Annotated in this window: 26 protein-coding genes; 13 read left to right on the top strand and 13 right to left on the bottom strand. The window is 68.1% G+C overall.

The annotated features are described in order from the left end of the window. Positions 1-9 precede the first annotated feature (9 nt). Genes ACWF0M_RS30195 through ACWF0M_RS30180 form a run of 4 tightly spaced genes read right to left on the bottom strand, consistent with a single transcriptional unit; the run spans position 10 to position 4162 of the window. Complete coding sequence (locus tag ACWF0M_RS30195; protein WP_452239114.1) at positions 10-825, bottom strand: carbohydrate ABC transporter permease; 816 nt, start codon at positions 823-825, stop codon at positions 10-12. Beyond that, entirely contained in the window at positions 822-1763 is a 942-nt protein-coding gene (locus ACWF0M_RS30190) for a carbohydrate ABC transporter permease (protein WP_452239113.1), read from the bottom strand. The genes ACWF0M_RS30195 and ACWF0M_RS30190 overlap by 4 nt, the downstream gene beginning before the upstream one ends. A 5-nt stretch (positions 1764-1768) precedes the next feature. Beyond that, positions 1769-3064: a sugar ABC transporter substrate-binding protein gene (locus tag ACWF0M_RS30185; RefSeq protein ID WP_452239112.1), complete on the bottom strand. Its 1296-nt coding sequence runs from the start codon at positions 3062-3064 to the stop codon at positions 1769-1771. An 18-nt stretch (positions 3065-3082) separates the two neighbouring features. Further along, positions 3083-4162 carry a LacI family DNA-binding transcriptional regulator gene (locus ACWF0M_RS30180; protein ID WP_452239111.1) on the bottom strand — a complete coding sequence of 360 codons (1080 nt, stop codon included), beginning with the start codon at positions 4160-4162 and terminating at the stop codon, positions 3083-3085. A 117-nt stretch (positions 4163-4279) separates the two neighbouring features. Here ACWF0M_RS30180 and ACWF0M_RS30175 point away from each other — a divergent pair, with 117 nt between their 5' ends. Next, positions 4280-4855, top strand: coding sequence for a histidine phosphatase family protein (locus ACWF0M_RS30175; protein ID WP_452239110.1), 576 nt, complete (start codon positions 4280-4282; stop codon positions 4853-4855). Between the two features lie 22 nt (positions 4856-4877). Here the strand turns inward: ACWF0M_RS30175 and ACWF0M_RS30170 are convergent, their stop codons facing one another. Both ACWF0M_RS30170 and ACWF0M_RS30165 read right to left on the bottom strand, forming a co-directional pair. Next, entirely contained in the window at positions 4878-5858 is a 981-nt protein-coding gene (locus ACWF0M_RS30170) for a hypothetical protein (protein ID WP_452239109.1), read from the bottom strand. 78 nt (positions 5859-5936) lie between these two features. Next, the gene (locus ACWF0M_RS30165; RefSeq protein WP_452239108.1) at positions 5937-6533 is read right to left on the bottom strand and encodes a TetR/AcrR family transcriptional regulator; all 597 of its coding nucleotides are present in this window, start codon (positions 6531-6533) and stop codon (positions 5937-5939) included. 152 nt (positions 6534-6685) lie between these two features. On the opposite strand from ACWF0M_RS30165, the gene ACWF0M_RS30160 reads away from it, so the two are divergent. After that, the gene (locus ACWF0M_RS30160) at positions 6686-7123 is read left to right on the top strand and encodes a DUF4267 domain-containing protein (protein ID WP_452239107.1); all 438 of its coding nucleotides are present in this window, start codon (positions 6686-6688) and stop codon (positions 7121-7123) included. Here ACWF0M_RS30160 and ACWF0M_RS30155 read toward each other — a convergent pair. Continuing rightward, the gene (locus ACWF0M_RS30155; RefSeq protein ID WP_452239106.1) at positions 7105-7857 is read right to left on the bottom strand and encodes a GNAT family N-acetyltransferase; all 753 of its coding nucleotides are present in this window, start codon (positions 7855-7857) and stop codon (positions 7105-7107) included. The two genes, ACWF0M_RS30160 and ACWF0M_RS30155, sit on opposite strands and share 19 nt — an antisense overlap. A 176-nt stretch (positions 7858-8033) precedes the next feature. Beyond that, on the bottom strand, positions 8034-8432 hold the full coding sequence (locus tag ACWF0M_RS30150) for an NUDIX hydrolase (protein ID WP_452239105.1): 399 nt from the start codon (positions 8430-8432) through the stop codon (positions 8034-8036). 270 nt (positions 8433-8702) lie between these two features. Between ACWF0M_RS30150 and ACWF0M_RS30145 the strand changes: the two genes are divergently transcribed. From ACWF0M_RS30145 to ACWF0M_RS30115, 7 genes are all read left to right on the top strand, one after another. Further along, the gene (locus tag ACWF0M_RS30145; protein WP_452239104.1) at positions 8703-9584 is read left to right on the top strand and encodes a PHP domain-containing protein; all 882 of its coding nucleotides are present in this window, start codon (positions 8703-8705) and stop codon (positions 9582-9584) included. After that, a complete protein-coding gene (locus ACWF0M_RS30140) occupies positions 9581-10198 on the top strand; it encodes a MarC family protein (RefSeq protein ID WP_130383984.1) in 618 nt (205 codons plus the stop codon). Before ACWF0M_RS30145 ends, ACWF0M_RS30140 begins: the two co-directional genes overlap by 4 nt. Continuing rightward, positions 10195-11067: a RecB family exonuclease gene (locus ACWF0M_RS30135; RefSeq protein ID WP_452239103.1), complete on the top strand. Its 873-nt coding sequence runs from the start codon at positions 10195-10197 to the stop codon at positions 11065-11067. The genes ACWF0M_RS30140 and ACWF0M_RS30135 overlap by 4 nt, the downstream gene beginning before the upstream one ends. 181 nt (positions 11068-11248) lie before the next feature. Beyond that, positions 11249-12094: an alpha/beta hydrolase gene (locus tag ACWF0M_RS30130; protein ID WP_452239102.1), complete on the top strand. Its 846-nt coding sequence runs from the start codon at positions 11249-11251 to the stop codon at positions 12092-12094. A gap of 243 nt (positions 12095-12337) precedes the next feature. Next, positions 12338-13135 carry an ABC transporter permease gene (locus ACWF0M_RS30125; RefSeq protein WP_452239101.1) on the top strand — a complete coding sequence of 266 codons (798 nt, stop codon included), beginning with the start codon at positions 12338-12340 and terminating at the stop codon, positions 13133-13135. Continuing rightward, on the top strand, positions 13128-13955 hold the full coding sequence (locus ACWF0M_RS30120; protein WP_452239100.1) for an ABC transporter permease: 828 nt from the start codon (positions 13128-13130) through the stop codon (positions 13953-13955). The genes ACWF0M_RS30125 and ACWF0M_RS30120 overlap by 8 nt, the downstream gene beginning before the upstream one ends. A 4-nt stretch (positions 13956-13959) precedes the next feature. After that, complete coding sequence (locus ACWF0M_RS30115) at positions 13960-14907, top strand: ABC transporter ATP-binding protein (protein WP_452239099.1); 948 nt, start codon at positions 13960-13962, stop codon at positions 14905-14907. A gap of 362 nt (positions 14908-15269) precedes the next feature. On the opposite strand, the gene ACWF0M_RS30110 is transcribed toward ACWF0M_RS30115, so the two are convergent. Together ACWF0M_RS30110 and ACWF0M_RS30105 are read right to left on the bottom strand one after the other, a co-directional pair. Next, positions 15270-15584: a hypothetical protein gene (locus ACWF0M_RS30110; RefSeq protein ID WP_452239098.1), complete on the bottom strand. Its 315-nt coding sequence runs from the start codon at positions 15582-15584 to the stop codon at positions 15270-15272. Beyond that, positions 15581-16390 carry a hypothetical protein gene (locus ACWF0M_RS30105; RefSeq protein ID WP_452239097.1) on the bottom strand — a complete coding sequence of 270 codons (810 nt, stop codon included), beginning with the start codon at positions 16388-16390 and terminating at the stop codon, positions 15581-15583. The genes ACWF0M_RS30110 and ACWF0M_RS30105 overlap by 4 nt, the downstream gene beginning before the upstream one ends. A gap of 213 nt (positions 16391-16603) precedes the next feature. Between ACWF0M_RS30105 and ACWF0M_RS30100 the strand changes: the two genes are divergently transcribed. Then, entirely contained in the window at positions 16604-17128 is a 525-nt protein-coding gene (locus ACWF0M_RS30100; RefSeq protein ID WP_452239096.1) for an RNA polymerase sigma factor, read from the top strand. Beyond that, entirely contained in the window at positions 17125-18204 is a 1080-nt protein-coding gene (locus ACWF0M_RS30095; protein ID WP_452239095.1) for a hypothetical protein, read from the top strand. Before ACWF0M_RS30100 ends, ACWF0M_RS30095 begins: the two co-directional genes overlap by 4 nt. Here the strand turns inward: ACWF0M_RS30095 and ACWF0M_RS30090 are convergent. After that, positions 18197-19072, bottom strand: coding sequence for an alpha/beta fold hydrolase (locus ACWF0M_RS30090; protein WP_452239094.1), 876 nt, complete (start codon positions 19070-19072; stop codon positions 18197-18199). The two genes, ACWF0M_RS30095 and ACWF0M_RS30090, sit on opposite strands and share 8 nt — an antisense overlap. Positions 19073-19165: 93 nt before the next feature. On the opposite strand from ACWF0M_RS30090, the gene ACWF0M_RS30085 reads away from it, so the two are divergent. After that, entirely contained in the window at positions 19166-19918 is a 753-nt protein-coding gene (locus tag ACWF0M_RS30085; protein WP_452239093.1) for a ParA family protein, read from the top strand. Here ACWF0M_RS30085 and ACWF0M_RS30080 read toward each other — a convergent pair. Beyond that, entirely contained in the window at positions 19912-20847 is a 936-nt protein-coding gene (locus tag ACWF0M_RS30080; RefSeq protein WP_452239092.1) for a DUF4349 domain-containing protein, read from the bottom strand. The genes ACWF0M_RS30085 and ACWF0M_RS30080 overlap by 7 nt on opposite strands. A gap of 87 nt (positions 20848-20934) precedes the next feature. Beyond that, positions 20935-22836 (bottom strand): DEAD/DEAH box helicase, encoded by a 1902-nt coding sequence (locus tag ACWF0M_RS30075; protein WP_452239091.1) that lies wholly within the window; start codon positions 22834-22836, stop codon positions 20935-20937. A gap of 251 nt (positions 22837-23087) precedes the next feature. Here ACWF0M_RS30075 and ACWF0M_RS30070 point away from each other — a divergent pair, with 251 nt between their 5' ends. Then, a complete protein-coding gene (locus ACWF0M_RS30070) occupies positions 23088-23768 on the top strand; it encodes a ferritin-like fold-containing protein (protein ID WP_452239090.1) in 681 nt (226 codons plus the stop codon). The last annotated feature ends 49 nt before the right edge of the window (positions 23769-23817 follow it).

Below are 23817 nucleotides of genomic sequence, written 5' to 3'. Positions count from 1 at the left end.
TGAGGTCTCCTATTTCAGTCCGGTAATTGCGATGCCGCGGGTGACGTGGCGCTGGAAGGCCAGGAACATCACCAGCACCGGTACGACGACCACGACCGCGCCGGCCATCAGCAGGCCGTAGTTCTGCGCGTTCTGTCCGGTCGAGTACAGCGCCAGGGCGACGGGAAGCGTGTACTTGTCCTCGGTCTGGGCGATCACCAGCGGCCAGAGGAAGTTGTTCCAGGACCCGAGGAAGGTGAGGATGCCGAGCGTGGCCAGCGCGGGCCGGGTCAGCGGCAGCATGATCCGCGCGAAGATGCCCAGCTCGCCGGTGCCGTCGACGCGGCCGGCGTCGATCAGGTCGTCGGGCAGCCCCAGGAAGAACTGCCGCATCAGGAACACGCCGAACGGCGAGACCAGGAACGGCAGGATCAGGCCGGGGTACGAGTTCGCGAGCCCGGCGTTGGTGACGAGGACGAACAGCGGGACGAACGTGACCATGCCTGGGATCATCAGCGTGGCCATCACCAGCACGAACAACGCGTTGCGGCCCTTGAACCGGAGCTTCGCCAGCGCGTAGCCGATCATCGAGCAGAAGGTCAGGTTGCCGGCCGTGACGGCCAGCGCGACCAGGGTCGAGTTCAGGAAGTAGCGCGGGAAGTTCGCCTTGTTGAACAGGTCGTCGTAGTTCTGCGAGGTCGGCTGATCCGGCCACCACGTCGGCGGGACCCGGAGCAGTTCGCCCTGGGTCTTGAAACTGCCGAGCACCATCCACAGGAACGGCGCCGCGACGGCCACCAGGCCGAGCACGCCGATCAGGTAGATCCACCAGGTACGGCGCATCATTTCTCCCTCAGCAGCCGGAACTGGATGAACGTGACCACCGCGATGACGACGAACAGGATGTAGGCCATCGACGTCGCGAGCCCGTAGTTGCCGAAGCCGAACTGGTTGTACGTGTACATCGACACCGACAGCGTGCTGTCCAGCGGACCGCCCTTGGTCATCACGAACGGCTCCTCGAAGAACTGCAGGTACCCGATGCCGGTGGTGACGCTGGTGAACAGGATCGTCGGCCGCAGCAACGGCAGGATCAGGTACCGGAATCGTTGCCAGGAGCCCGCACCGTCGATCTGGCCGGCCTCCTCGACCGACTCCGGGATGCCCTGCAGACCGGCCAGGAAGATGATCATCGCGGAGCCGAAGTTCCGCCAGACCGCCATCGCGATCAGCGACGGCATCGCCCACGTCTTGGACGCCAGCCAGTTTGGGCCGTCGATACCGACCCAGCCCAGTGCGGTGTTCAGCAGCCCGTTGTCCGGCGACAGCACGAACCGCCAGATCACCGCGATCGCCACGATCGACGTCACCACGGGCAGGTAGTAGGCGACCTTGAACAGCGCCTGGAACCGCTTGACACCACGATCCAGCAGCACCGCCGCGCCCAGCGCCACGACCAGTGTCAACGGGACGCCGACAATCACGAAGTACGCCGTGTTGAAAGCCGCCTTGCGGAACGTCTCGTCCTGGAGGGCCTTGAGGTAGTTGCCGAACCCGACCCCGTTCACCGAGAACGGCGTCCGCAGATCCCGCTGCTTGATATCGGTGAACGACATCCCGAACGACCCCAGCACCGGCCCCGCCGTAAACGCCAGGAACAGCACAACAAACGGAAGAACAAGCACCCACGCGGCCACAGCCTCGCGAGTGATCCGGCGCCGCGGGCGCCCAGGCGGCGAAGTACGCCGTACCGCCTGGGCCTGCCTATCGGTGACGACTGTCATCGTGCTCAGCTACCGCCCGTACCGATGGCCGACGCCTTGGTTTGAATGGCTTTGGCGGTGTCGGCGGGCGACTGCCCGGACTTCGCCATCTTCTCGACCTCGGTGTCGAACGCCTTCGCGACCTGCTCCCAGTTCACGATCGCCGGCGGCGCCTTGGCGTCCTCGAGCTGCTTGCCGAACACCGGCAGCAGCGGGTCGGACGAGATACTCGGGTCCTCCCACGCGCTCTTCACCGCGGGCAGGTCCGACGACAGCTTGAACCACGAGGCCTGCGTCTTCGCATCCGACAGGAACTTGACCAGCTTCCAGGCACTGTCCTTGTTCTTCGACGCCTTGAACACCACGAAGTCCGAGCCGCCGACGAACGACGTCGCCGTCTTGTTCTTCGGGATCTGGAACACGCCGATGTTCGGCTTGATCGCGTCCCCTCCGGCCTTCGCCACCGAGCCCGCCATCCACGGACCGGAGATGAACATCGGCACCTGGCCGTTCACGAACTGCGCCTCGGTCTGGTTCGGGGGCAGGTCGGAGCCGGCCAGCTTCTCGGTGAAGAAGCTCTGGTAGTACTTCAGCCCTTCCTGCATCTCCGGTGTGTCGAACGTGAACGACTTCTGGTCGTCCCCGGTGATGTTCGCCCCGGCCGACCAGGCGAACGGCATCACCGTCTGCCAAGAGCCGTCGCCGCCCGGCTGCAGGTTGATCCCGTACTTCGCGCCGGCCTTCTCCTTCATCGCCTTGGCCATCGCCTTCAACCCGTCCCAGTCCGTCGGGGGAGTGCTGAAGCCGGCCTTCGCGGCGAGATCCTTGCGGTAGTACACGAGCCGCGTCTCGACGTACCAGGGAACGCCGTACTGCGTTCCGCCGACCTTCGTGGTGTCGAGCGCGCCCTCGTAGAAGCCGGAGTTGTCGAAGCCCTGCGGTGTCGGGTCGAGCGCGCCGAGATCGGCGAACTCGCCCATCCAGGTGGTGCCGACCATGGCCGCGTCGGGCAGCGTGTTCGCGGTGATCGCGGTGGTGAACTTGTTGTGCGCCGCGTCCCACGGGATCGGGGTGACGGTCACGTTGACGCCCGGGTTGGCCTGCTTGAACTGCTCCATCAGCTTGGGCAGGTTCTCACCCTCGGTGCCCATCGCCCAGACGGTCAGGTTGCCGGTGGCCGGTCCCTCGCTGACGGTGGTGGTCGGTTGCGACCCGCCGCTCGGCGAGTCCGCGGACCGTCCACACCCGACCAGCGCGAGCGCCGTCGCGGTCAATGCAGCGCTGCCGATCACCAGCCGGCGGCGGATGCTGTGGGTGAACATGTGTTGTCTCCTCACTCGTTACTGCTGTGCATCCCCCGGGTTTGTGCCGCAGCTGTCCCGCAGCACCAGTTGTGTTGCCAGTACGTCGTTGCGCGCCCGGGTCCGAACCCCGGTCACCCGTTCGTGCAGCCGTTCCGCTGCCACGCGGCCCAGCTCGGCCATCGGCTGCCGCACAGTCGTCAACCCCGGCGACACGTACCGAGCCGCCATCACGTCGTCCCACCCGGTCACGACAATCTCCGCAGGCACCCGCACCCCGTTCGCGGCGAGCGTCGCCAGCGCAGCCAACGCCAACTCGTCGTTGGCACACACCAACCCGTCCGGCCGCACACTCCCGCCGACCTTTTCCCAGCCCGTCCTGCGCGCAGCGCGGGGCGGGCGTGTGGTTGCCTGGAGCACCTTTTCCGCGACTTCCCGGCCGGCTTCCTCCGTCAGCGGGACCTGCACCGGCTTCGGCACCTGCAGCCCGCGGAGCTCATGCGCCTTCGCAAACCCGGCGTACCGCTCGGAAACGTCGTACGAACTAGCCGGGTCACCAACGAACAGAAGACTTTGCCGCCCGTGATCAAGCAGTCTGGTGGTGAGCTGTTCGGCGCTCGCAGCACTCTCGCTCCGGACCGAGTCGCAACCGGTGACGGGCGGATGCGCAATCAGCACCACCGGTACGCCGGCCTTCCGCAGCCCCTGCACCGTCGGCAGGTCGAGAGCGTTGCCGTGGACAACGATCCCGTCGACGCGCCCGGCCAGGTCCATCACGGTGCGTCGCGGATCGGGGTTGCCGTGCGTGACGGTGATGACGACGCTCTGACCGTGTTCACCGGCCCAGCGCTCGTACCCCATCAGCAGGTCGCCGTAGAACGGACCGGCGAGATCCGGCAGCACCAGCCCGTGCGCCTCGTGCCGCTGCACGGCGAGACTCCGCGCGGCCCGCAACGGTACGTAGTTCAGCTCCTGCGCCGCCTGGTCCACCCGCTCCCGCGCCTTCGCCGACACCGGACCGGTCCCTTGCAGGACACGCGAAACCGTCGCGATCGACAGCTTCGCGCGGGCCGCGACGTCGTAGATCGTCGCCGGCCTGCCGGTGGGTCCGGAAGGCACTGGGTTCGCTCCTTGGGAGGAAAGTGGAAGCGCTTACAGTTTCGATACCCTGCCTTGGATCGATCCAACGGTCAAGGGTTCGGCGCGGGGAGATCTGCGGTCTGCGAGGATGCAGGCGTGACCACAGAGGAGCGAAAGGACCGGGTCTTCCTGGTCCGGCACGGGGAAACCGAGTGGAGCAGGTCGGGCCGGCACACGTCCGTCACCGACCTCCCGCTGACGGCCGACGGCGAGCGGGTCGCCGCGAGTCTGCGGGAGCGGCTGGCGGAGGAGTCCTTCGACCTGGTGCTGACGTCACCGCGGCAGCGCGCCCGGCGTACGGCGGAACTCGCGGGCTTCCCCGACGCGGAGGTCGACGACGACCTGGTCGAGTGGAACTACGGCGACTACGAGGGCATCACCACCGCCGAGATCCGCGAGACCGTCCCCGGCTGGACGGTCTGGGACGACCCGGTACCCCACGGCGAAACACCGGCCGAGGTCGCCGCCCGCCTCGACCGCGTCAACGCCCGCCTGGCCGCCGTACCCGGAGACGTCCTGGTTTTCGGCCACTCCCACGCCCTTCGCGGCCTGACCGCCCGCTGGCTGGAACTCGACGTCACCGAAGGCCGCCACTTCGTCCTCAACACCGCCACCATCTCGACCCTGGGCTGGGAACGCGGCTCCCCGGCCATCCTGCGCTGGAACAGCTGACCTTTCCGGAACATTTCTTGCACTAGCTGGCAAAAATGTTCCGGAAAGCTGCGATGGGGCAGGTGGATGAGCAGGGTGTGGCGTCGAGGAACGGGTTCGTACGCCGAAGTACTCGAAGCACCTGTACGGCGGCGTCGCACGCGCGATTCGTGACGTCGAACCACCCGTAGCGGAGGGTCGCCTCGGTCCGCATCGTGGCGCGATTGTCCCGCTCGAGATCACGCCAGCGTTGTCGCGGTACCAGGTGGAGGCGCCCGTCGAGCTCCACGTTCAGACCGAACCCGTCGTAGTGCACGTCCGTGAACTCGCCGTCCACGGAGCGCTGCCGTGTCCCGCGCGGCAACCCGTGCCGACGCTCGACGTCGCGCGCGTAGCGGATCTCCAGCAGCGAGTGTGATCCCGCGACGACATCGCCGATGATCGGCCGGAGGCTGCCGCGGTGCCGCAGTCGCGGACGATCCGCCAGCGAACTCAGGATGTCCTGCGCGCCGACACGGCCGCTCTGACACGCCTCGGCGATCACCGCGGCTGCCTCGTCCAACGACGGCGCGATGCCCACGATGTCGAGGACCGCGTCTGCAGGCGTACGACGGGGCGGGGCGACCGCGGCGAGACGGGCGGCCCAGTACTCGTCGCGATGGATGACGAGGCCGGCGCGCGACCGGACCTTGCGGCGCTCGGGGATGGTCACGTAGACGCGGCGCTCCGGATCCGGCTTGATCAGCCCGAGCTGCTCCGCGGCGGTGTAATGACTCCACGCTGCCTCGGGGCCGGCGTACAACAGGGCCGCCAGCAAGCGCTCGCCGTACCCGATCGGACCCGTGTGCGTGACGTATACGCCGGGATGAATCGCTCGCCAGCGCCTGTTGCGCAGCGGTGTTCTGATGCGTGTCTCGGACCAGCCCGCTTGGAGCAGTTGAGCGCGCGACACGATCTGGCCCTGGTCATGGATCAGCGCATCGATCCCCTTCTTGCGCAGCTGACGCGACCACCACCACTCCACGCAGCCCAGGATGACGGATTTGGCGCGCGCCCGCCGTACCCCCTGTGGACAACCTTGGCGACCCGCGCTTTCCGGAACTTATTTGGCGCTGGGTGACGATTTCTTTCCGGAAAGACGGGCTACTAGGAGCTCGACCCGGGCGTCACGCTGGCCTGGGCGCAGGCGGCGGCTGTGGTTGAGGGTCGCCTGGCCGTGGAGCGCGCTCCAGAAGATCTCGGTGAGGGTCTCGGGGTCGTCCTCGGCGGCGAACGGTTCGACGGCGGCCTGGAACTCGGCGAACGCGGTCTTGAGCAGCAGGGGGCTATCACTGCTAGCGAATTCCAGGTCGGTCGGGCGGACGAAGATCGCCTCGTAGACGGCCGGATGCTTCGACGCGTACTCGAGGTAGGCCTTGGCCAGTGCGTGCAGCCCGGCCGTCGCGTCCGGTGCGCTCGTGCGGGCGCGGCGCAGTACGGCGATCAGTTCCTCGATGCCCTGGATCGCGACGGCGTCGGCGATCGCGTTCATGTTCTCGAAGTGGCCGTAGAGGACTGGCTGGCTGTAGTCGATCGCCTCGGCCAGGCGGCGGGTGGTGACAGCCCCCCAGCCGATCGATTCGGCGAGCTCGCGGGCGGTGCGCAGGATCAGCTCGTGACGCTCCGCACGGGCCCGTTCGCGGCGTGACAGGGTCGGCATGGCCCGAATCGTAGCATCGCTAGACAATCTTGCGCCGCTAGACAATCTGCCACTGCTAGACAGTCTAGCGCCGCTAGACAATCTAGCGATGACAGGGTTAGCATCGCTAGGAAAGCTAGCACTGCTAGATCGAGACGTTAGGGAGTACTGCGATGCGCCGCTTTGCCACCGTTCTGACTGTTCTGCTCGGGATCTTCCCGCTGACGTTCGGAGCCCAGTTCCTGATCAACGGGTTGTTCGGCGGGCATGGGGCCGCCGCGAATTTCGGGATCGACCCGTGGCCGACCGGCACCGCCGCCGGGTACTTCGCGGTGAAGGGGGTCCGCGACATCGCCCTCGGACTCATCATCCTGGCCGTCTTCGCGCTCGGTGAGCGCCGCGCGACGGGCGTCGTTCTGGCGATCGCGACGCTCATCCCGATCATCGACATGACCACGGTCCTCACGCACCACGGTCCGGCGGCGACCGCGTTCGGGGTGCACGGGCTCACCGCACTCGTCGTCCTCTTCGACGCGGTCCTTCTCCTCCGCGAACGCCGTACCCCCGACGTCGCGGGCACCGCCGAAGTTGTTCAGCCGGCCCACTCGTAGAGGTTGATGGTGCAGTGCTCGCGGAAGCCGAGCGCCTCGTATACGGGGCGCCCGGCCGGCGAGGATTCCAGTACGGCGTACTCCGTGTCCGCCAAGCGCAGTGCGCCGTACGTAATGGCTGCCCCGATCCCGCGTCGGCGCGCCTCGGGCACCGTCATCACGAAGTACAGTCCGGCAACGCCCGCGCCCAGGTACACCGTCGCGGTCGCGACCGGTGCGCCGTCCAGCCATCCGAGGTAGTGCCGCCACGGGTCGTCGTACCCGAGCTTCCGGTACACCGACGCCACCCACCGCGCCTCACGCTCACCCTCGCCGAACCCCTGCCCGAGCGTGGCCTCCCACACCGCCAGCGCGTCGTCGTCATCGACCCGCGTCAAGGTCAGCCCTGGTACGGCACGGGGCGCGATCAGCTCCGAGATCCGCACGGCCATCCCCGGCTCGCTCCCGGCCGGGACGAAGCCTGCCGAGGTGAGGGTGGCGCCGTCGATCTGCATCGACGGACCGACATGCCAGGTGCCTGGTACGCCGTGTTTCTTCAACTCCACCAGGGATTCAGCAGCCACGTCCACGTCGGACGCCTGCACCACCGCGTTGTGATAGTCGATCGGCGAACCACCGATCGTCCACTCCGCCCGCTCGTCGACCCGTTGCGCCCCACCACCCGCAGCCCCCATCGCCATCAGCAACTCGGCCGAGTTCTCCTCGATGGCCCGCACCACATCACGGTCGTCCACCCACACCACCCCAGCCTCGTCCGCCACGTACTGCCCCGGTGCAGCCCACCCACACCATCCCAGCCCCGTCCACCACGCGCACGTCATATTCATCCCCCACACCACGCGAGCCTCGCTCACGACGTACCGCGTTGGCGGCGTTTACTCGCCAAGGGTTGCTGAATAGGCAGCACTTGCTAACCAGGCAGCGCGTTCCACTGCTCCAACGTGGAAACGAGCAGTGTCGCGGTCGGGAGCGCCGCGATCTCGGAGCGGGTCACGAAGCGCGCGTCCGACGCGTCGTCACCCGGCGTGAGCGTGCCGCCAACGGCCGTCGCCGCGTAGTCGCGGATCACGTACAGCTGTCCGCGCGGACCGGGCCGTTCGACCTCGCCGACGAGATCGCCGACCTCCACGGTCAGCCCGGTTTCCTCCGCGACCTCTCGCGCGACCGCGGTCGGATCGTCCTCACCTGACTCGACCCGGCCGCCCGGGATCGACCAGAGTCCCCGGCCGGGCTCGTGTGCTCTCCGTACGACGAGCAACCGGTGCTGCTCGTCGTACACCAGGGCCCCTACGCAGTCGACGCGCTCCATGCCCCCCGAGGATAGGGGTTCTGTGCAAAGGTCCTGTCTGGTAGTCCCACGCCTACTGCGCGGCACTCGGCACGGCACCTCGCCGCACGGGTGCAAAGGCCACGATGCTCCGCATCGAGACCTTCGCCCCCGCGCGCCGATGCACCGCACCGAGCACCTGCTCGCGACGGCGTGGGACTACCAGACAGGACCTAAGTGCCAGGTCGCGGAGGTAAACGCGGATAGCATCAGCCCTGACAGTCAGCCCGGCGAAGGGACGCGGACCGCATCGTGCGCATCGACCTGCACACCCACTCGAACCGTTCGGACGGCACCGACACGGTGGACGTCCTGATGAGGAACGCGCAGCAGGCCGGGCTTGATGTGATCGCGCTCACCGACCACGACACCGCCGACGGCTGGGTGGACGGGCGGCGGGCGGCCGAGGAGCTCGGCATCGGGTTCATCCCGGGGCTGGAGATCTCCTGCAAGCTGAACGGGATCAGCGTCCACCTGCTCGGCTACCTCCCCGACCCGACGTACGCCCCGCTCGCGAAGGACCTGCGCGTGGTCCGCGAAGGCCGCACCGATCGGATTCCGACGATCGTGGCCCGGCTGAACAGCATCGGCGTACCGCTCACTGTCGACGAGGTGCTCGCCCAGGCGACCGGTACGCCGTCGGTCGGCCGACCGCATGTCGCGGACGCGCTCGTGGCGAACGGGACGGTCGCCAACCGCAGCGAGGCGTTCGACCGGTTTCTCGCCGACGGTCGCGCCGGCCACGTCCCCCATTACGCGCTCGAGCCGGGCCACGCGATCGACCTGGTCCGCGAGGCCGGCGGTGTGCCGGTGATCGCGCACCCGTGGGGCCGGTCGAGCTACAAGGTGATGACCGAGGAGAACCTGGCCGGTCTGGTCGCGGAACACGGCCTGGCCGGTATCGAGGTCGACCACCAGGACCACTCGCCGGAGTCCCGGGAAGCGCTGCGGGCCATCGCCCGCAACCTCGGCATCATCTACACCGGCTCCAGCGACCACCACGGCGTCGGCAAGATCGACCACGACCTGGGCGTGAACTCGACCGAGCCCGAGCAGTTCGAGCGTCTGCTGGACGTTGCCAAGAACAACGCCGCCGCCTCCGATTCCGCTGTTCCCGAGGCCTACCTGCCGTGAACAGCGTCATCAACCTCGGCCTGTTCAGCTCGGTCTTCGTCACGTTGTTCGTGATCATGGACCCGCCCGGCACGGTGCCGCTGTTCATCTCGCTGACCGCCGGCCAGTCCCGTGCGGTCCGGAAGAAGGCGGCGTGGCAGGCCGTGCTGGTCGCGTTCGGCGTGATCGTGGTGTTTGCGGCGTTCGGGCAACAGATCCTGCACCGGCTCGGTATCACGCTCCCGGCGCTGCAGTGCGCCGGCGGTCTGCTGCTCCTGCTGATCGCGCTGCAGTTGCTGACCGACACCGCCGAGGACCCGGTGCAGACCAAGAACGTGAACATCGCGTTCGTTCCGCTCGGTACGCCGTTGCTCGCCGGGCCGGGTGCCATCGTCGCCACGATGGTGTTCGTGCAGCGTGCGAACGGCTCGTTGCCGGACGTGGTCGCGATCTCGGTCGGCATCATCGCGATCCACCTGGTGATGTGGCTGACGCTGCGGTTCTCCGGCATCATCATGCGGATCCTCGGCGAGAACGGCGTACTGCTCGTCACCCGGATCGCGGGTCTGCTGCTGAGCGCCATCGCCGTACAGCTCGTGGCGGATGCGGTGACCGACTTCATCAAGGCGGGATGACGATGCTTCCCGGGATGCCGAAGCGGTTGTTCGTCGCGACGCCGACGAAGTTGCTGACGTTCGCGGACTGCAAGCGGAAGTACCGGTACACGTACCTCGAGACGCCGCGGCCGCCCAAAGGTCCGCCATGGGCGCACAACACGGTCGGCGCGATCGTCCACGAGGTGCTCGCCGACTTCTTCGGGCGCTGGCCCGCGTCCCGCCGTACGCCGGACGAGGTCGTGGCGAAGATGCGATCGAGCTGGCGTAGCGAAGGGTTCCGCGACGAGCAGCAGTCGCTCGACTGGCGGGACCGGTCGACCGAGATGGTCCTCGCGTACCTGCGGGATTCCGATCCGTACTACGAACCTCGCGGAGTGGAACGCACCGTCGCGTTCACCACGGAGCGGGCCTCGCTGCGCGGACGTGTGGACCGCATCGACGAACGCCCGGCGCGCGACGGGGGCGGCGGGACCGAGCTGGCGATCGTCGACTACAAGACCGGTCGCCGCCCGTTGACCACTGACGACGCCCGATCCTCGCTGGCGATGGCCTTGTACGTGCTCGGCGCGCGCCGCGTCCTGCACAAGCCGTGCACGCGCGTCGAGCTCCACCACCTGCCGACCAACACCATCGCCGCCGCGGATCACGACGAGGCGTCGCTCGGTCGGCACCAGAAACGCGCCGAGTCGATGGCGGACGACGCATCCGCCGCCGAAGCAAAGTGGGCCGAGGGCCTGACCCCCGCGGAGGCAGACGAAGCCTTCCCACCCGAGCCGTCCCCGCTCTGCGGCTGGTGCGACTTCGCCAAAATCTGCCCCCAAGGCCGCCGCGAAGCCCCCACCCGAGACCCCTGGGCCGGCCTGGACGAGCCAGCACAGGTCCCGTGACTTTCCGCGGCAGCTCGACAGTACGTATACGTCCACTGCCAGGTCAGCGGGCGGGTGCGCACGCCTGACGGGCGGGTCGATCGGCCGACACCTCCTGTCGAGCTGCCGCCGTGCCAGCGCCGTGTGCGTGGGGTGCCAGTGGGTGGGGGGAGCCTGAGGGGGAACGGAAGGGGATCGCCTGATGGGTGCGAAGACTGTGAACAAATTGGCGGTGCCGGGGGCAACGCTGCATTACGAGGTTGCCGGCTCGGGGCCGGTGTTGCTGCTGATCGCGGGCGGCGGGACCGACGCCGGTGTGTTCTCCGGGATGGTCGGGCAGCTCGCCGCCGAGTACACGGTGGTGAGCTACGACCCGCGGGGCAACTCGCGCAGCGTGTACGACGGTGACGCGACGGACGAGACCCTCGTGCAGTCGGCCGCGGACGCGCTCGCCCTGATCGACGCGGTCGCCGGCGCGGAACCGGCGTACGTCTTCGGCAGCAGCTCCGGCGCGATCACCGGTCTCGAGCTGATCACCCGGCATCCCGAGCGGGTCCGGATGCTGGTCGCGCATGAGCCGCCGTGCACCGAAGTGCTGCCGGACGCCGACGCGGACGACGCGCGGGCGTTCTTCGCGGACGTGTACGACACGTACCGCAAGGACGGGCTGACCGCGGCCGACGTGGTGTTCATGATGGGCACCGGCATGGACGACGACGCCATGCCGCCGATGGAGGACCTGCTGCCCGAGTACCGGGAGCTCGCGGAGCGGATGCAGGCGAACGCGGCCAACTTCTACGAGCACAAGTTGTTGCCGTTCACCCGCTACGAGCCGGATCTGGACGCGTTGAAGCGGGTCGCCGACCGCGTCGTACCGGCGGCCGGGCTGGAGTCGTACATGCACCTTCCGGGGCGGCCGATCGAGGTCATCGCGGACCACCTCGGCTGGCCGGTGGTGATGTTCCCGGGCGGGCACGGCGGGTACGCGAGCCACCCGGCGCCGTTCGCCACGCACCTCGCTCATCTGCTGAAGAGCGACACCCTGTAGGTTCCTGTACCTTCCGGACACCGGTCCGGGCGTGGGTCTGAGGGGTCCCACGCCCGGACCGGTTATTTGTGTTGACGTGCCGCCGCGGTACGGCGTACCGTCCGTCTTCTGCCTTTGACAATCGGCGTGGTTCACCCATGCCGTCACAGTGGTGTCCGAACCCCCGGGTCTTTCTGGATTCGGGGCGGTTCTGCGTGCCGCTGTGGCTCTCGGACATCACCTGTTTCGAGAGGAGGTTGCAACGTGGGGGTCTACTGGGCGATCGCCGTACGGTCGTTCCGGCGGTTCTCGACGTACCGGGTCGCCACCGCGTCCGGTGCGTTCACCAACACGGTTTTCGGGTTCATCCTCTGCGGCATCTACCTGACGTTGTGGCACGAGCGGCCCGGGCTCGGCGGGTACGACGTCTCGGACGCGCTCACGTTCGTGTGGCTGCAGCAGGGGTTGCTGATGCCGATCGGGATCTTCGGCGCGACCACGACCGTGGAGCTGGGGGAGCGGGTCCGGAGCGGCGAGATCGCGGTGGATCTGTACCGGCCGACGCAGTTGCTGCTGTGGTGGTTGTCGGTCGACCTCGGGCGCGCGATGTTCCAGCTGTTGGTGCGAGGAGGAGCGCCGCTGCTCGTCGGGGCGTTGGTGTTCGACCTCAAGTTCCCTTCCGACCCGCTGGTCTGGGTCGTGGTCGCGGCCGGTCTGCTGCTGGCGATCCTGGTCAGCTTCGGGATCCGGTACCTGGTCGCGCTGTCCGGTTTCTGGATCACCGACACGCGTGGCATGGAGCAGTTGGCGCTGGTGCTGTCGTGCTTCTTCTCGGGGACGATCCTGCCGCTGGTGGTGTTCCCGGGCTGGATCGGCGAGTTCGCGCGGGCGACGCCGTGGGCCGCGACCATGCAGGTGCCGATCGACATCTGGCTCGGCCGGAGCCCTCACGGGATCGGGCCGGCGCTGCTGTTCCAGCTCGGCTGGATCGTGGTGCTGCTGCTCGGCGGGCAGTTGCTCACGTCGGTCGCGACCCGCAAGGTGGTGATCCAAGGTGGTTGACCTTCAAGTTGACCGTGTGCTCCGGGCGCCGTCGCAGTACTGGATGCTGATCATGATGTGGGTGCGGTCGTCGATGGCGTACCCGATGTCGTTCGTGCTGATGCTGCTCGGCTCGATGCTGATCACGGTGATGGACTTCGTCGCGGTCGTGCTGATGTTCAGCCACATCTCGTCGTTCGGCGGGTTCTCGCTCGCGGAGATGGCGTTGCTGTACGCAACGGCCTCGATGACACTCGGGATCGCGGACCTGTTCACCGGGTCGATCGAGCGGGTCGGCGAACGGGTCCGGACCGGGACGTTCGACGCCTACCTGATCCGGCCGGTGCCCGCGTTCCTGCAGGCCGCGGCGGACGGGTTCGCGCTCCGGCGGATCGGGCGGCCGCTGCAGGCCGGGATCGTGCTGGTGTTCGCGCTGAACCGGCTCGAGGTCGACTGGACAGTTGCCCGCGGCATCATGTTGCTGGTGTCGATGATCGCCGGATCGGTGATCTTCGCGGCGATCTTCGTGCTCGGCGCCGCGTTCCAGTTCGTGTCGGTGGACTCCGCCGAGCTGGCGAACTCGTTCACGTACGGCGGGCAGACGATGACGCAGTACCCGTTGACGGTGTTCGGGAAGCAGATCGTGCAGGCAGTCACGTTCGTCGTACCGCTTGCCTTTGTCAACTACTACCCGGTGCTCTACGTACTGGGCAAGCCGGCGCCGCTGGGGTTGCCGTCCTGGATCGGGCTGCTGTCGCCGCTGGTCGCGGCGGTGATGGTCGCGCTGGCATCGCTGGCGTGGCGGGCCGGCCTTCGTCGCTATCGCAGTACAGGGAGTTGAGGTCGTGCCTGTTATCGAATTGACGGACGTCTCGCGTGCCTTCACCGTCACGTCGCGGTCCGGCTGGCGGCGTACCCGGCGGGAGGTGCGGGCGGTGGACGGTATGACGTTCAGCGTCGAACCGGGGGAGGTGATGGGGTACATCGGACCGAACGGGGCCGGGAAGTCCACCACGATCAAGATGCTCACCGGGATCCTCGTGCCGTCCGGCGGCTCGATTCGCGTGGCCGGGGTGGATCCGTCGCGGCACCGGCTGAAGCTCGCTCGCCGCATCGGCGTCGTCTTCGGCCAACGAACCACTCTGTGGTGGGACCTCCCGTTGAAGGACTCGTTCGCGGTCCTCCAGAAGATGTACGGCGTACCACTCGCACGTCACCGGGAGAACCTGGCGACGTTCGTCGAACTGCTCGACCTGCGCGATCTCCTGGATGTCCCCGTCCGCCAGCTCTCGCTGGGCCAACGCATGCGTGGTGACATCGCGGCCGCACTGCTGCACGATCCAGAGATCGTTTACTTGGACGAGCCAACGATCGGGCTGGACGTGATCAGCAAGGCGCGGCTCCGCGAGTTCCTCGCGCAGATCAACGCGGAACGCCGTACGACGATCATCCTCACCACCCACGACCTCGACGACATCGAAGCGCTCTGCACCCGGGTGATGGTCATCGACCACGGTCACCAGATCTTCGACGGCACCCTCGACGGCCTGAAGTCCAGCCAGTCCGCGCCGCGCACCCTCGTCGTGGACCTCGCCGCGTCACTTCCGCCCATCGAGGTCACCGGAGCCACCGTCGTGAAGGTCGACGGCCCGCGGCAGCACCTCACCTTCCCGACCAACACCAGCGCCGCGCCCCTCCTGGCCGACCTCGCCGCCAACTACCCGCTCGTCGACCTCTCGGTCTCCGAACCCACCATCGAATCCGTCATCACCCAGCTCTACAACTCCGCGTAGAAACGACCACCTGGCGGGTTGACGGGCGAGAATACCGCCCCGGCCACCCCCGGGAACGGGCGAGACGTCCGGCGGGCGCTCGGTGGGGTTAGCGAGGATTCCGGACGCTCGGTGGGATTAGCGAGGCTTCCGGACGCTCGGTGGGTCAGCGGGCGAGGCCGTCTGGGCGGGTTCGTGCTGGTCGTGCTCGTTCGGTGGTAGTGGCGATGGTTGGTTCGTTGGTGGTCGGTGTCGGGGCGAGGTCGAGGTCCTCGTGCATCACGCGGTGGAAGCCTTCCTGGCCAAAGGACCCCCCACCCCGACCACCTGGGGAGGATTACCTACCCGAACCGGGCAGAAAACCTCCCCAACCCCACCCGCCGCTACGCGAGATCCGCAGCCATCGAGGCGAAGACGACTTCGGGGTCCATGCCCTGGGTGTCCTCGCGCCAGCGGCGGGCGGAGTCCGGGAGTTCGTCCTCGTCCACGACGCCGATTCCGGCCTGGATCAGACGCTTGGCCTCCGCGATACCGATGTCGACGTACTGCAGCCCGTTGAGGAAGTAGTAGTCATGCCGGGCGCCCTCGTTGTAGTGGAACTTCCCGGTGTTCCCGACATACGTCCAAATATCCTCCTCCACCAACGCCGCCACCCACAGCTCCTTCTCGCCGTCCTTGACCAAGAACAACCGCGTCATCGTGAAGCCCCGTTCTGTCGATCCTGAAACTGTTGGCGGGTCTGCTCCGGTGTACGGCTCGGCTCGCTCGCGCGGGCCGTCCCTGTCTCGGAGCGGTGCTGTTGGCGCTTCTTACCGTAGCTAATGGCGTCCACCGGCACGCCTCCGAGTTCCTTGAGGTCCTCGATGCCGGCGGGTTGGGTCATTTGATCTGACAGGGCGATGCATTCCCTGCGGGCCGCGTCACGTGCGGCAGGCGGCTGATCGCGATCCCGCTCGATCTCGTAGAGCGGCGTGGTGCGTTCCTTGACATCGATCGACTCGCCCGAGTGCACCTGCAGCTCGATCTTCTCCCCCTGGGCGCGCAAGAAGGCGTGCAGACCCTTGTAGCGGCTCCCGTCGAGGTACGAGTGGTGTGCGGCCTCGGTCTGCCAGTCGTTGTCGTTCAGGCGATCGATCGTTCTGATCGCGGCCTGAGTGAGCTCGTCCGGATGTTTGACGGCTGCGGTGTAGCGAAGTACGTCCTCCGGAACCTGGTTCGAGCGACGGTAGTAGTCCTCGAACCTGGCCAGCTTGCGGGCGAGCGATTGGGGCGACTTCATCCGGTTCTCGAGGTGGTACGGCGTTGCCTCCGCTCCGATCGCCGAGACCACAGCGTCCGTGATGTGATGCTCTACCGCGGCCGCCTTGGTCAGCATCTGCAGACTCCGCGCGGCCGTGCCGTCGCCGTACTTGGCGGCGATCTCCGCCTTGGTCGGGATCGGATCCCCCCAGTCGAGCGGACGCCGCTCCGACATCCAGGCGTGCAGATCCTCCGGTTCTGGCACGCTGTTCAGCCCTGTGCGCATCTGGCTCCCCTGACTCAGCTGGCTTGTTCTTCGACCGTAGGAAATCCGCGGGGGGCTGTGGGGTGGGTTTTGGGGATCTGTGGATAACTCGGGTGGGTTACGGAATGGGTGGGGGCTGTGACCTTGGGGTGGTGGGGTCGTTGAAATGCGGGTAGGACCCAACCGGGTGGGTCGATCGGGGGTAGAGAAGGTATGCCGACGATGACGGGTGAGCCGGTGGTGGAGGTTCAGGGCCCGCCGGGGGACGGGCCTGGGTTCGCTGCGTGGGTGCGGCCGCATCTGGTGGCGATGGCGCGGTTGGCGGCGCGGCTTGCGGTGGGGGCGGATCGGGACGACATCGTGCAGGAGGCGCTCGCGCGGGCGTGGGCCAAGCGCTCGCAGTACGACGAAAGCCGCGGTACGCCGTCTGCCTGGCTGCTCGCGATCACGGCGGATCAGGCCCGGAAAGCGGTACGCCGGATGCGCCCGGGGAACCTGTACTTGATCGACGAGGGAGCCGGCCCGGTGTCGCGGCCGGATCTCGACGCCCGGATGGATGTCGACCACGCGATCATGTCGCTGTCGGCGCGGCAGCGCCTCGCGGTCGACTGCTACTACTTCGCGGACCTGTCGATCGCCGACACCGCCGCGGTCATGGGCTGCTCCGAAGGCACCGTGAAATCGACTCTCTCCGACGCTCGCACCAGACTCCGCACCCTCCTGGAGGTGACCGAATGAAGCAAACCGATGAAGTCGACGACCTGTTGACGCGTGCTGGGGCTCGCTGGCGGGCCGATCAGGAGGCGCCGCCGGAGCCTGATCTGGAGTACATGCTGAGCGGCGGCCGCAAGCACCGTCGCTGGGTGCCCGCGCTCGCGGCGGCCAGTGTCGCGGTGGTCGCGGCCGGCGTCGTCGCCGTACTCCCGAACCCGAAGTCGCCGACAGCCGATGCGCCGGTCAGTCCCGTCGCCAGTGCCCCCGCCGGCGGCGCGCCGAACGCCGGGACTCCGCAGACGTTTGCTCAAGGCAACGATGACCTCCTGGTGAAGCCCGGGGACAAGGTGCAGGTGAGCGGCAAGATCGTCGCCGTCCCGGGCAAGACGCCCGTCTTCTGTCCGCCGTTGGCCGTCCCCGCCATCGGCTACCCGCCCGGCAAGGAGCCGGCCCCGAGCTGCCCCGACAACTTCGCGGTCAAGCTCAACGGCCTGGACCTGGACAAGGTCCCGGGGATCACCACGATCAAGGGCGTCCGCGTCGGCGCCGCCGCGGTCACCGGCATCTGGCGCGGCGGTGCGGTCGACGTCGAAGAGCAGTCGGCCGCGAAGCAACTGCCCTACCCGGCGCAGAACGAGCTGGAGTGCCCGGTCCCGCCCGGCGGCTGGAAGTCGAAGCCGAGCAACATCCTGTCGACGGCGGTGACCCAGTTCCTCGCCGCGCACGCTGCCCAGATCGACGGCCCGATCTTCCGGTACCCGAACGGCACCAGTCGCGGCGCACCCGTGGTGATCCTGATCGGTATCGCGCACGGTGACGCCACCGTCTTCCGGGAGGCCTTCGAGCAGGTGTACCAGGGGAACTACTGTGTCGTCCCCGTCCTGCTCAGCCGGTCCGACAACGAGCGCGTCAGCACCGCGATCGGCGACGCGATGAGTAAGGACAAGACGCTCGGGATCTACGGCGGCAGCGGCGCCGGGATCTACGGCGGGCGCGCGTTGGCCGACGTAGTGGCGTACACGCCGGAGGTGAAGGCCGCGCTCACCCCGGCCGGACTCGACCTGATCCAGGTGGTGCCGCAGGTGCGGCCGGTCAGGTAGTTGTCAGGCTCGGGTAGTCGTGGAAGAAGTCCACGAGGAGGCGGGCGGTTGCTGCGGGCTGGTCGATGGCCGGTGAGTGACCGGCGTCGGGAATAACCTCCGCCTCCACCCCGAGCGCAGCGGCCATCGCCTGCTGCACTGGGAGCGGCCAGCCGTCATCGGTCGCTCCGTGCAGTACCTGCGTGCGTACGCCGGACTTCGCGAGCTGATCGGTCTTGTCGTCCGCGTCCGTCAGCCGGCGAGTGATCTCGGCCAGGCTGGTCGGCACGTTCCCGGTGAACCGCTTCCGCAGGAACGCCGCGACGTCCTCCGGCGGTGCGACGTACCCAGGGGTCTTGCTGTCGTGTTCGAGCTTCATGTCGTACACCTGCTCGATCGGCAGGTTCTCCAGCCCGAACGCGAGCATCTGCAGGCTCTGCAGCGTCGCCTCGTCGGTGAACGCGGCTGGTCCCGAGCAGAGCAGGCTGATCGTGGAGAACACCGACGGGTCGGTCAGCACCGCCTCACGCGCTACGAGCCCACCGAACGAGTGCCCGACCAGTTGGCTGTACCCGCCGAGTGCCTTGCTCATCGCGACCACGTCCGCGCCCAGCTCTGCCAGCGAGTACGCCGACTTGTCGGACGGACCTGTGGTCTCGTACTGACCACGTTGGTCGACAGCCACCGTGCGCCACCCGTACCGGCACAGGTGGTCGACGAGGGGAGTGAAGTCCTCCTTGCTCCCCGTCCACCCCGGCACGAGCAGGACCGTGCCGAGCGGCGTACCGAGGTCCGGTACGGCGGTCAGCGTGGCGAACGCACCACGGTCGGTCTCGAGTGTCTCGGGGCGCACCCCGTCGGGCAGCGTCAACGTACGCGGCGTACTCACAGCTAGAGCGTACCGACGAACGGGTACTGGTCGCCCGGAGGCCGGTGCGAGCCGCGTGTGTCCGGGCGTTCCGCAGTACGGCACAATGGCCGGGTGCCTCGCACTCTCGCGGTCGCCAATCAGAAGGGCGGCGTGGCCAAGACGACCACCGTCGCCACCCTCGGCGCTGCCCTGGTCGAGCTCGGCCAACGGGTGCTGCTGGTCGATCTGGATCCACAGGCCTGTCTGACGTTCTCGGTCGGCATCGACCCCGAGTACCTGGACAAGTCGATCCACCAGGTGCTGCTCGGCGGGGTCCGGGCGCGTGACGTGCTGATCGAGCTGGAGGACGCCCCGGACCTGCTGCCCGCGACGATCGCGCTGGCGACCGCCGACGTACAGCTGGCCCGGGAGAGCGGTCCGGAGCAGGTACTGCGTACGGCGCTGCGCCCGCTGCGGTCGTCGTACGACTGGATCATCGTGGACTGCCCGCCGACGCTCGGCCTGCTCACCGTGAACGCGCTTTCCGCGGCGTCCGACGTCCTGATTCCCTTGCAGTGCGAGACATTGGCGCATCGTGGCGTAGGGCAACTACTCGACACCGTGCACGACGTACAGCGGCTGACGAACCCGAGCCTGCGGGTGCTCGGCGTACTCCCGACCCTGTACGACGGACGCACCACGCACGCCCGTACCGTCCTGGAGACGATCGCGGACACGTACTCGCTGGACGTGCTGCAGCCGGCGATCCCGAAGTCGATCCGGTTCGCGGAGGCGCCCGCGATCGGCGAGACCATCCTCAGCACGGCGCCGGCCTCGCCCGGCGCGAAGGCCTACCGGGCGGTGGCCGGCGCACTACTTCACTGACCGCTGTTGGGCGCAGGTGGCGGCAGAGCTGCCGGCTGCCGACGCAGCTTGTTCCGGAAACGCCACAGAGGTACGGCGATGATCGCCAGCAGCACCAGGAACGGCAGCATCGCGCCGACTGCGGTCGCGATCGCGGAGAACGCCGCGGTGAACGCATTCCAGCCGCTCTTGAGGCCGGCCACGAAGCCCTTGTCCTCCTTCGGCTCGGAGATTGCCGGCGGCTTACCCGTTTCGGTGAGCGTCAGCGTGAGCGTCGCGAGATCGGTCTGCAGGGACAGGTTCTTCTGCTTCGCCAGCAGGGACTCCAGGTCGGCTTCACGGCGGGTGAGCTCGCTCTCGACCGAGACGATCTCGCCGATCGTGTTCGCCTTCGCCATCAGCGCGCGCATCCGGTCCAGGCTGGCGCGCTGGGACTCGACCCGGCTGGCCACGTCGACCACCTGCTCGGTGACGTCGGTCGACTCCTGGTGGATCTGCAGGCGTTTGCCGAGGTCCGAGAGCCGCTGGATCGCGGTCTCGAACGACTTGGTCGGGACCTTGAGAACCAGGTTCGACTGGGTGATCTTGCCGTCGGAGTCGCTGCCGGTGTCCTCGGACGCCACCTGACCGTCCAGGCTGCCGATCGCGGTGACCGCCTTCTGCCGCATGCCGGAGACGTCGTCGCCTTCGACGGTGAGCGAGCCGCTCTTGATGATCGCCCGCGTGATCGCCGGCTGTTCCGCACCGCCGCCGGCTGCCGAATCCGACTTGCCTGCGGCCGGTGCCTGCGGTTTCGCGATGCCCGCCGCCTCACCGGAGCCCTGCTTCGCGGCCGGTGCCGGCGCAGCGTCGCCGCTGGTCGAGCTGTCGTTTCCGCCGGCACCACAACCGGCCAGCAGCATGACCCCCGCGACAGCCACCACGGCTGATACCGCTCTGATCCGCCTCATCACCCAGCCCCTCTCTCGTGGTCTACCGCCCTAGGACGGCCCACGTGGGGCTGGGTGTTGCAGCTTCAGATCACCATTCGGAAACGGTCACTCGGGCGCGCTGAAGATCGGCGTCGTCCTCGGCGCAGCAGCCGGCTCAGCCTTCGCCGCCGCCTTCCGAGCCCGCACCCGCTTAACCGGCTTCTCACCGACCGACTCAGCTTCCTTGACGTCGCCCGAAGCCTTCGCCTCGCTTGGTGCCTTCGCCTCGGTCGTCTTGCGCGTCCGCGTCCGCTTGACCGGCTTCTTCTCCGGCACGTCAACCGACGCCTCGGCCGCAGTCTCCATCGGTGCCTCGACGGCCTGTTCCTTCACCGCAGCGGTCTTGCGGGTCCGGGTGCGCTTGACCGGCTTCTTCTCCTCAGCAGCCTCGACAGCCACCTCAACCGGAGCCTCAACAGCCACGGCCTCGACGGCAGCGGCCTCCACAGGTTCCGCGGTCTTCCGGGTGCGGGCGCGCTTGCGGGCCTTCGGCGCCGGCGCGTCCTCCGAGACCTCGGTCGCCGCCGGTACTTCGGTCTTCGTGGTCACGTCGGCGAGTTCCTCGACCGGCTGACCGGCCCGCGTACGCTTCCGCGACCGGTTCCGCTTCCGGGACGACGAACGCTCGCCCTCGGCCCGTCCCTCGTCGCCACGACCCCGCGGCTCACGCGTCTCCCGCGATTCACGCGATTCACGCGGCTCGCGGGTCTCCCGCGATTCACGCGACCCGCGCGTCTCCCGAGACTGCCGCGGCTCGCGGGTCTCCTTCGAGTCGCGCGCCGAGCGGATCCGGCCCTTCGCGTCCGACGGGATGCCGAGGTCGTGGTACAGCTCCGGCGAGGTGGAGTAGATCTCCTGCGGCTCGTCGTACGGCAGGTCGAGGGCCTTGTTGATCACCTTCCACCGGGTCAGGTCCGGCCAGTCGACGAAGGTGACGGCGATGCCGCTCGCCCCGGCGCGCCCGGTCCGGCCGATCCGGTGGATGTAGGCCTTCTCGTCCTCGGGGCAGGTGTTGTTGATGACGTGCGTGACGCCCTCGACGTCGATGCCACGGGCCGCGACATCGGTGCAGATCAGTACGTCGATCTTGTCGCCGCGGAACCGGGTCAGCGCCCGCTCGCGGGCCTGCTGGTTCAGGTCACCGTGGATCGCGGCCGCCTTGAACCCGCGGTCCACCAGGTCGTCGGTCAGCCGGGAGGCCTCGCGCTTGGTCCGGCAGAAGATCATCACCCGGCCGCGGTCCTCGGCCTGCAGAATCCGGGCCACCACCTCGGGCTTGTCCAGGTCGTGCGCGCGGTAGACGAACTGTGCCGTGGTCGGCACCATCTGGGTGTCCTCGTGCGACTCGGCCCGGATGTTCAGCGGGTGCCGCATGTGGGTGCGGGCCAGCCCGATCACGGCCGACGGCATCGTTGCCGAGAACAACATGGTCTGGCGGAGCTCCGGCGTCTTGCGCAGGATCCGCTCGACGTCGGGCAGGAAGCCGAGGTCGAGCATCTCGTCGGCCTCGTCCAGGACCAGGACCTTGATGTGGCCGAGGTCGAGAACGCCCCGGTTGGCCAGGTCCAGCAGGCGTCCCGGCGTACCGACGACGACGTCGACGCCGGTCTTCAGCGCATCCAGCTGCGGCTCGTACGCGACGCCGCCGTAGATGGTCAGGATCCGGACGGTGCGGACGGTGGAGGCGGTCTGCAGGTCCTTGGCGACCTGGATGGTCAGTTCCCGGGTCGGGGTGACGACCAGCGCCTGGGGCTTGCCGGGTGCGACGAGTTCGTCGTAGTCGGCCTCGTTCGGCGCGATCGTGCGCTGCAGCAACGGGATACCGAAGCCGAGCGTCTTGCCGGTGCCGGTGCGTGCCTGCCCGATCAGATCGGTGCCCATCAGGGCCACCGGGAGAGTCATCTCCTGGATCGGGAAGGGTTCGACGATGTTGACGCGATCGAGCGCGTCACAGATCTCGGGGAGCACCCCGAGCTCTCGGAAGGTGGTCAGGCTGATCGCCTCTCACATGCTTGTGCGGACAGATGCTCAGTGGCCGGGCGCCTGGGGCATGAAAGCCCCGATCGTGAGGCGCGGGGACACTGTGCAAGCACCTCGCACCAGCTTGCCCATCTGGGCGCGTCACCGGCGAATCGCTCACCAGTGTAACCGCAGCAGCTGTCAACGCCGCTTCGTGTGGCGTGCGCCACTGTCCCGCGCGGCCCGATAGGGTGCCGGGCATGGAGCAGACGGCCTTTGATGATCCCGCCTACCGGGCCGCGGCGGTGGATCTGCTGGGAGTGCTCGCGTACGGCGAGCTGACCGCGTTCGAGCGGATGGCGGAGGACGCCAAGCTGGCGCCGACCCTGAACGACAAGGCGGAGCTCGCCGCGCTGGCGACCACCGAGTTCGGGCACTTCGTGCAGTTGCGGGACCGGCTGGTCGCGCTCGGGGTGGATCCGATGGCGGCGATGACGCCGTTCGTCACCCCGCTGGACGCCTTCCACGACCACACCGCCCCGTCCGACTGGCTCGAGGGCCTGGTCAAGGCGTACGTCGGGGACGGGCTGGCCAACGACTTCTACCGGGAGATCGCGTCGTTCGTGGATGCGGAGACGCGGGGCCTGGTGCTGGAGGTGTTCGCCGACTCAGGTCAGGCCGAATTCGTGGTGGACCGGGTCCGGGCCGCGATCGACGAGGACCCGAAGCTCGGTGGCCGGCTCGCGCTGTGGGGCCGCCGCCTGGTGGGCGAGGCGCTCAGCCAGGCGCAGCGGATCGCCGCCGACCGCGACTCCCTGGCCGCGCTGCTGGCCGGCAGCGTGGACCGACCCGGCCTGGACCTGGCCGCCATCGGCCGCATGCTCACCCGCCTCACCGAGGCCCACACCGCCCGAATGACCGCCCTCGGCCTCCAGGCCTGACCCAGGGAAAGGGCAACGGCCGCCTGCCCCGGGTGGGGCGGCGGCCGTT

The organism is Kribbella sp. NPDC055110, assembly GCF_053607525.1.
This window is presented reverse-complemented; position numbering and strand designations above follow the sequence as displayed.

Excerpts from the sequence above, each read along its gene's own strand:
- ACWF0M_RS30070 (WP_452239090.1), top strand. The coding sequence starts at position 23,088 with ATGGAGCAGACGGCCTTTGATGATCCCGCCTACCGGGCCGCGGCGGTG.
- ACWF0M_RS30185 (WP_452239112.1), bottom strand. The coding sequence starts at position 3,064 with ATGTTCACCCACAGCATCCGCCGCCGGCTGGTGATCGGCAGCGCTGCA.
- ACWF0M_RS30195 (WP_452239114.1), bottom strand. The coding sequence starts at position 825 with ATGATGCGCCGTACCTGGTGGATCTACCTGATCGGCGTGCTCGGCCTG.
- ACWF0M_RS30095 (WP_452239095.1), top strand. The coding sequence starts at position 17,125 with ATGAAGCAAACCGATGAAGTCGACGACCTGTTGACGCGTGCTGGGGCT.
- ACWF0M_RS30190 (WP_452239113.1), bottom strand. The coding sequence starts at position 1,763 with ATGACAGTCGTCACCGATAGGCAGGCCCAGGCGGTACGGCGTACTTCG.
- ACWF0M_RS30150 (WP_452239105.1), bottom strand. The coding sequence starts at position 8,432 with ATGGAGCGCGTCGACTGCGTAGGGGCCCTGGTGTACGACGAGCAGCAC.
- ACWF0M_RS30080 (WP_452239092.1), bottom strand. The coding sequence starts at position 20,847 with ATGAGGCGGATCAGAGCGGTATCAGCCGTGGTGGCTGTCGCGGGGGTC.
- ACWF0M_RS30110 (WP_452239098.1), bottom strand. The coding sequence starts at position 15,584 with ATGACGCGGTTGTTCTTGGTCAAGGACGGCGAGAAGGAGCTGTGGGTG.
- ACWF0M_RS30130 (WP_452239102.1), top strand. The coding sequence starts at position 11,249 with ATGGGTGCGAAGACTGTGAACAAATTGGCGGTGCCGGGGGCAACGCTG.
- ACWF0M_RS30160 (WP_452239107.1), top strand. The coding sequence starts at position 6,686 with ATGCGCCGCTTTGCCACCGTTCTGACTGTTCTGCTCGGGATCTTCCCG.
- ACWF0M_RS30135 (WP_452239103.1), top strand. The coding sequence starts at position 10,195 with ATGACGATGCTTCCCGGGATGCCGAAGCGGTTGTTCGTCGCGACGCCG.
- ACWF0M_RS30165 (WP_452239108.1), bottom strand. The coding sequence starts at position 6,533 with ATGCCGACCCTGTCACGCCGCGAACGGGCCCGTGCGGAGCGTCACGAG.
- ACWF0M_RS30100 (WP_452239096.1), top strand. The coding sequence starts at position 16,604 with ATGCCGACGATGACGGGTGAGCCGGTGGTGGAGGTTCAGGGCCCGCCG.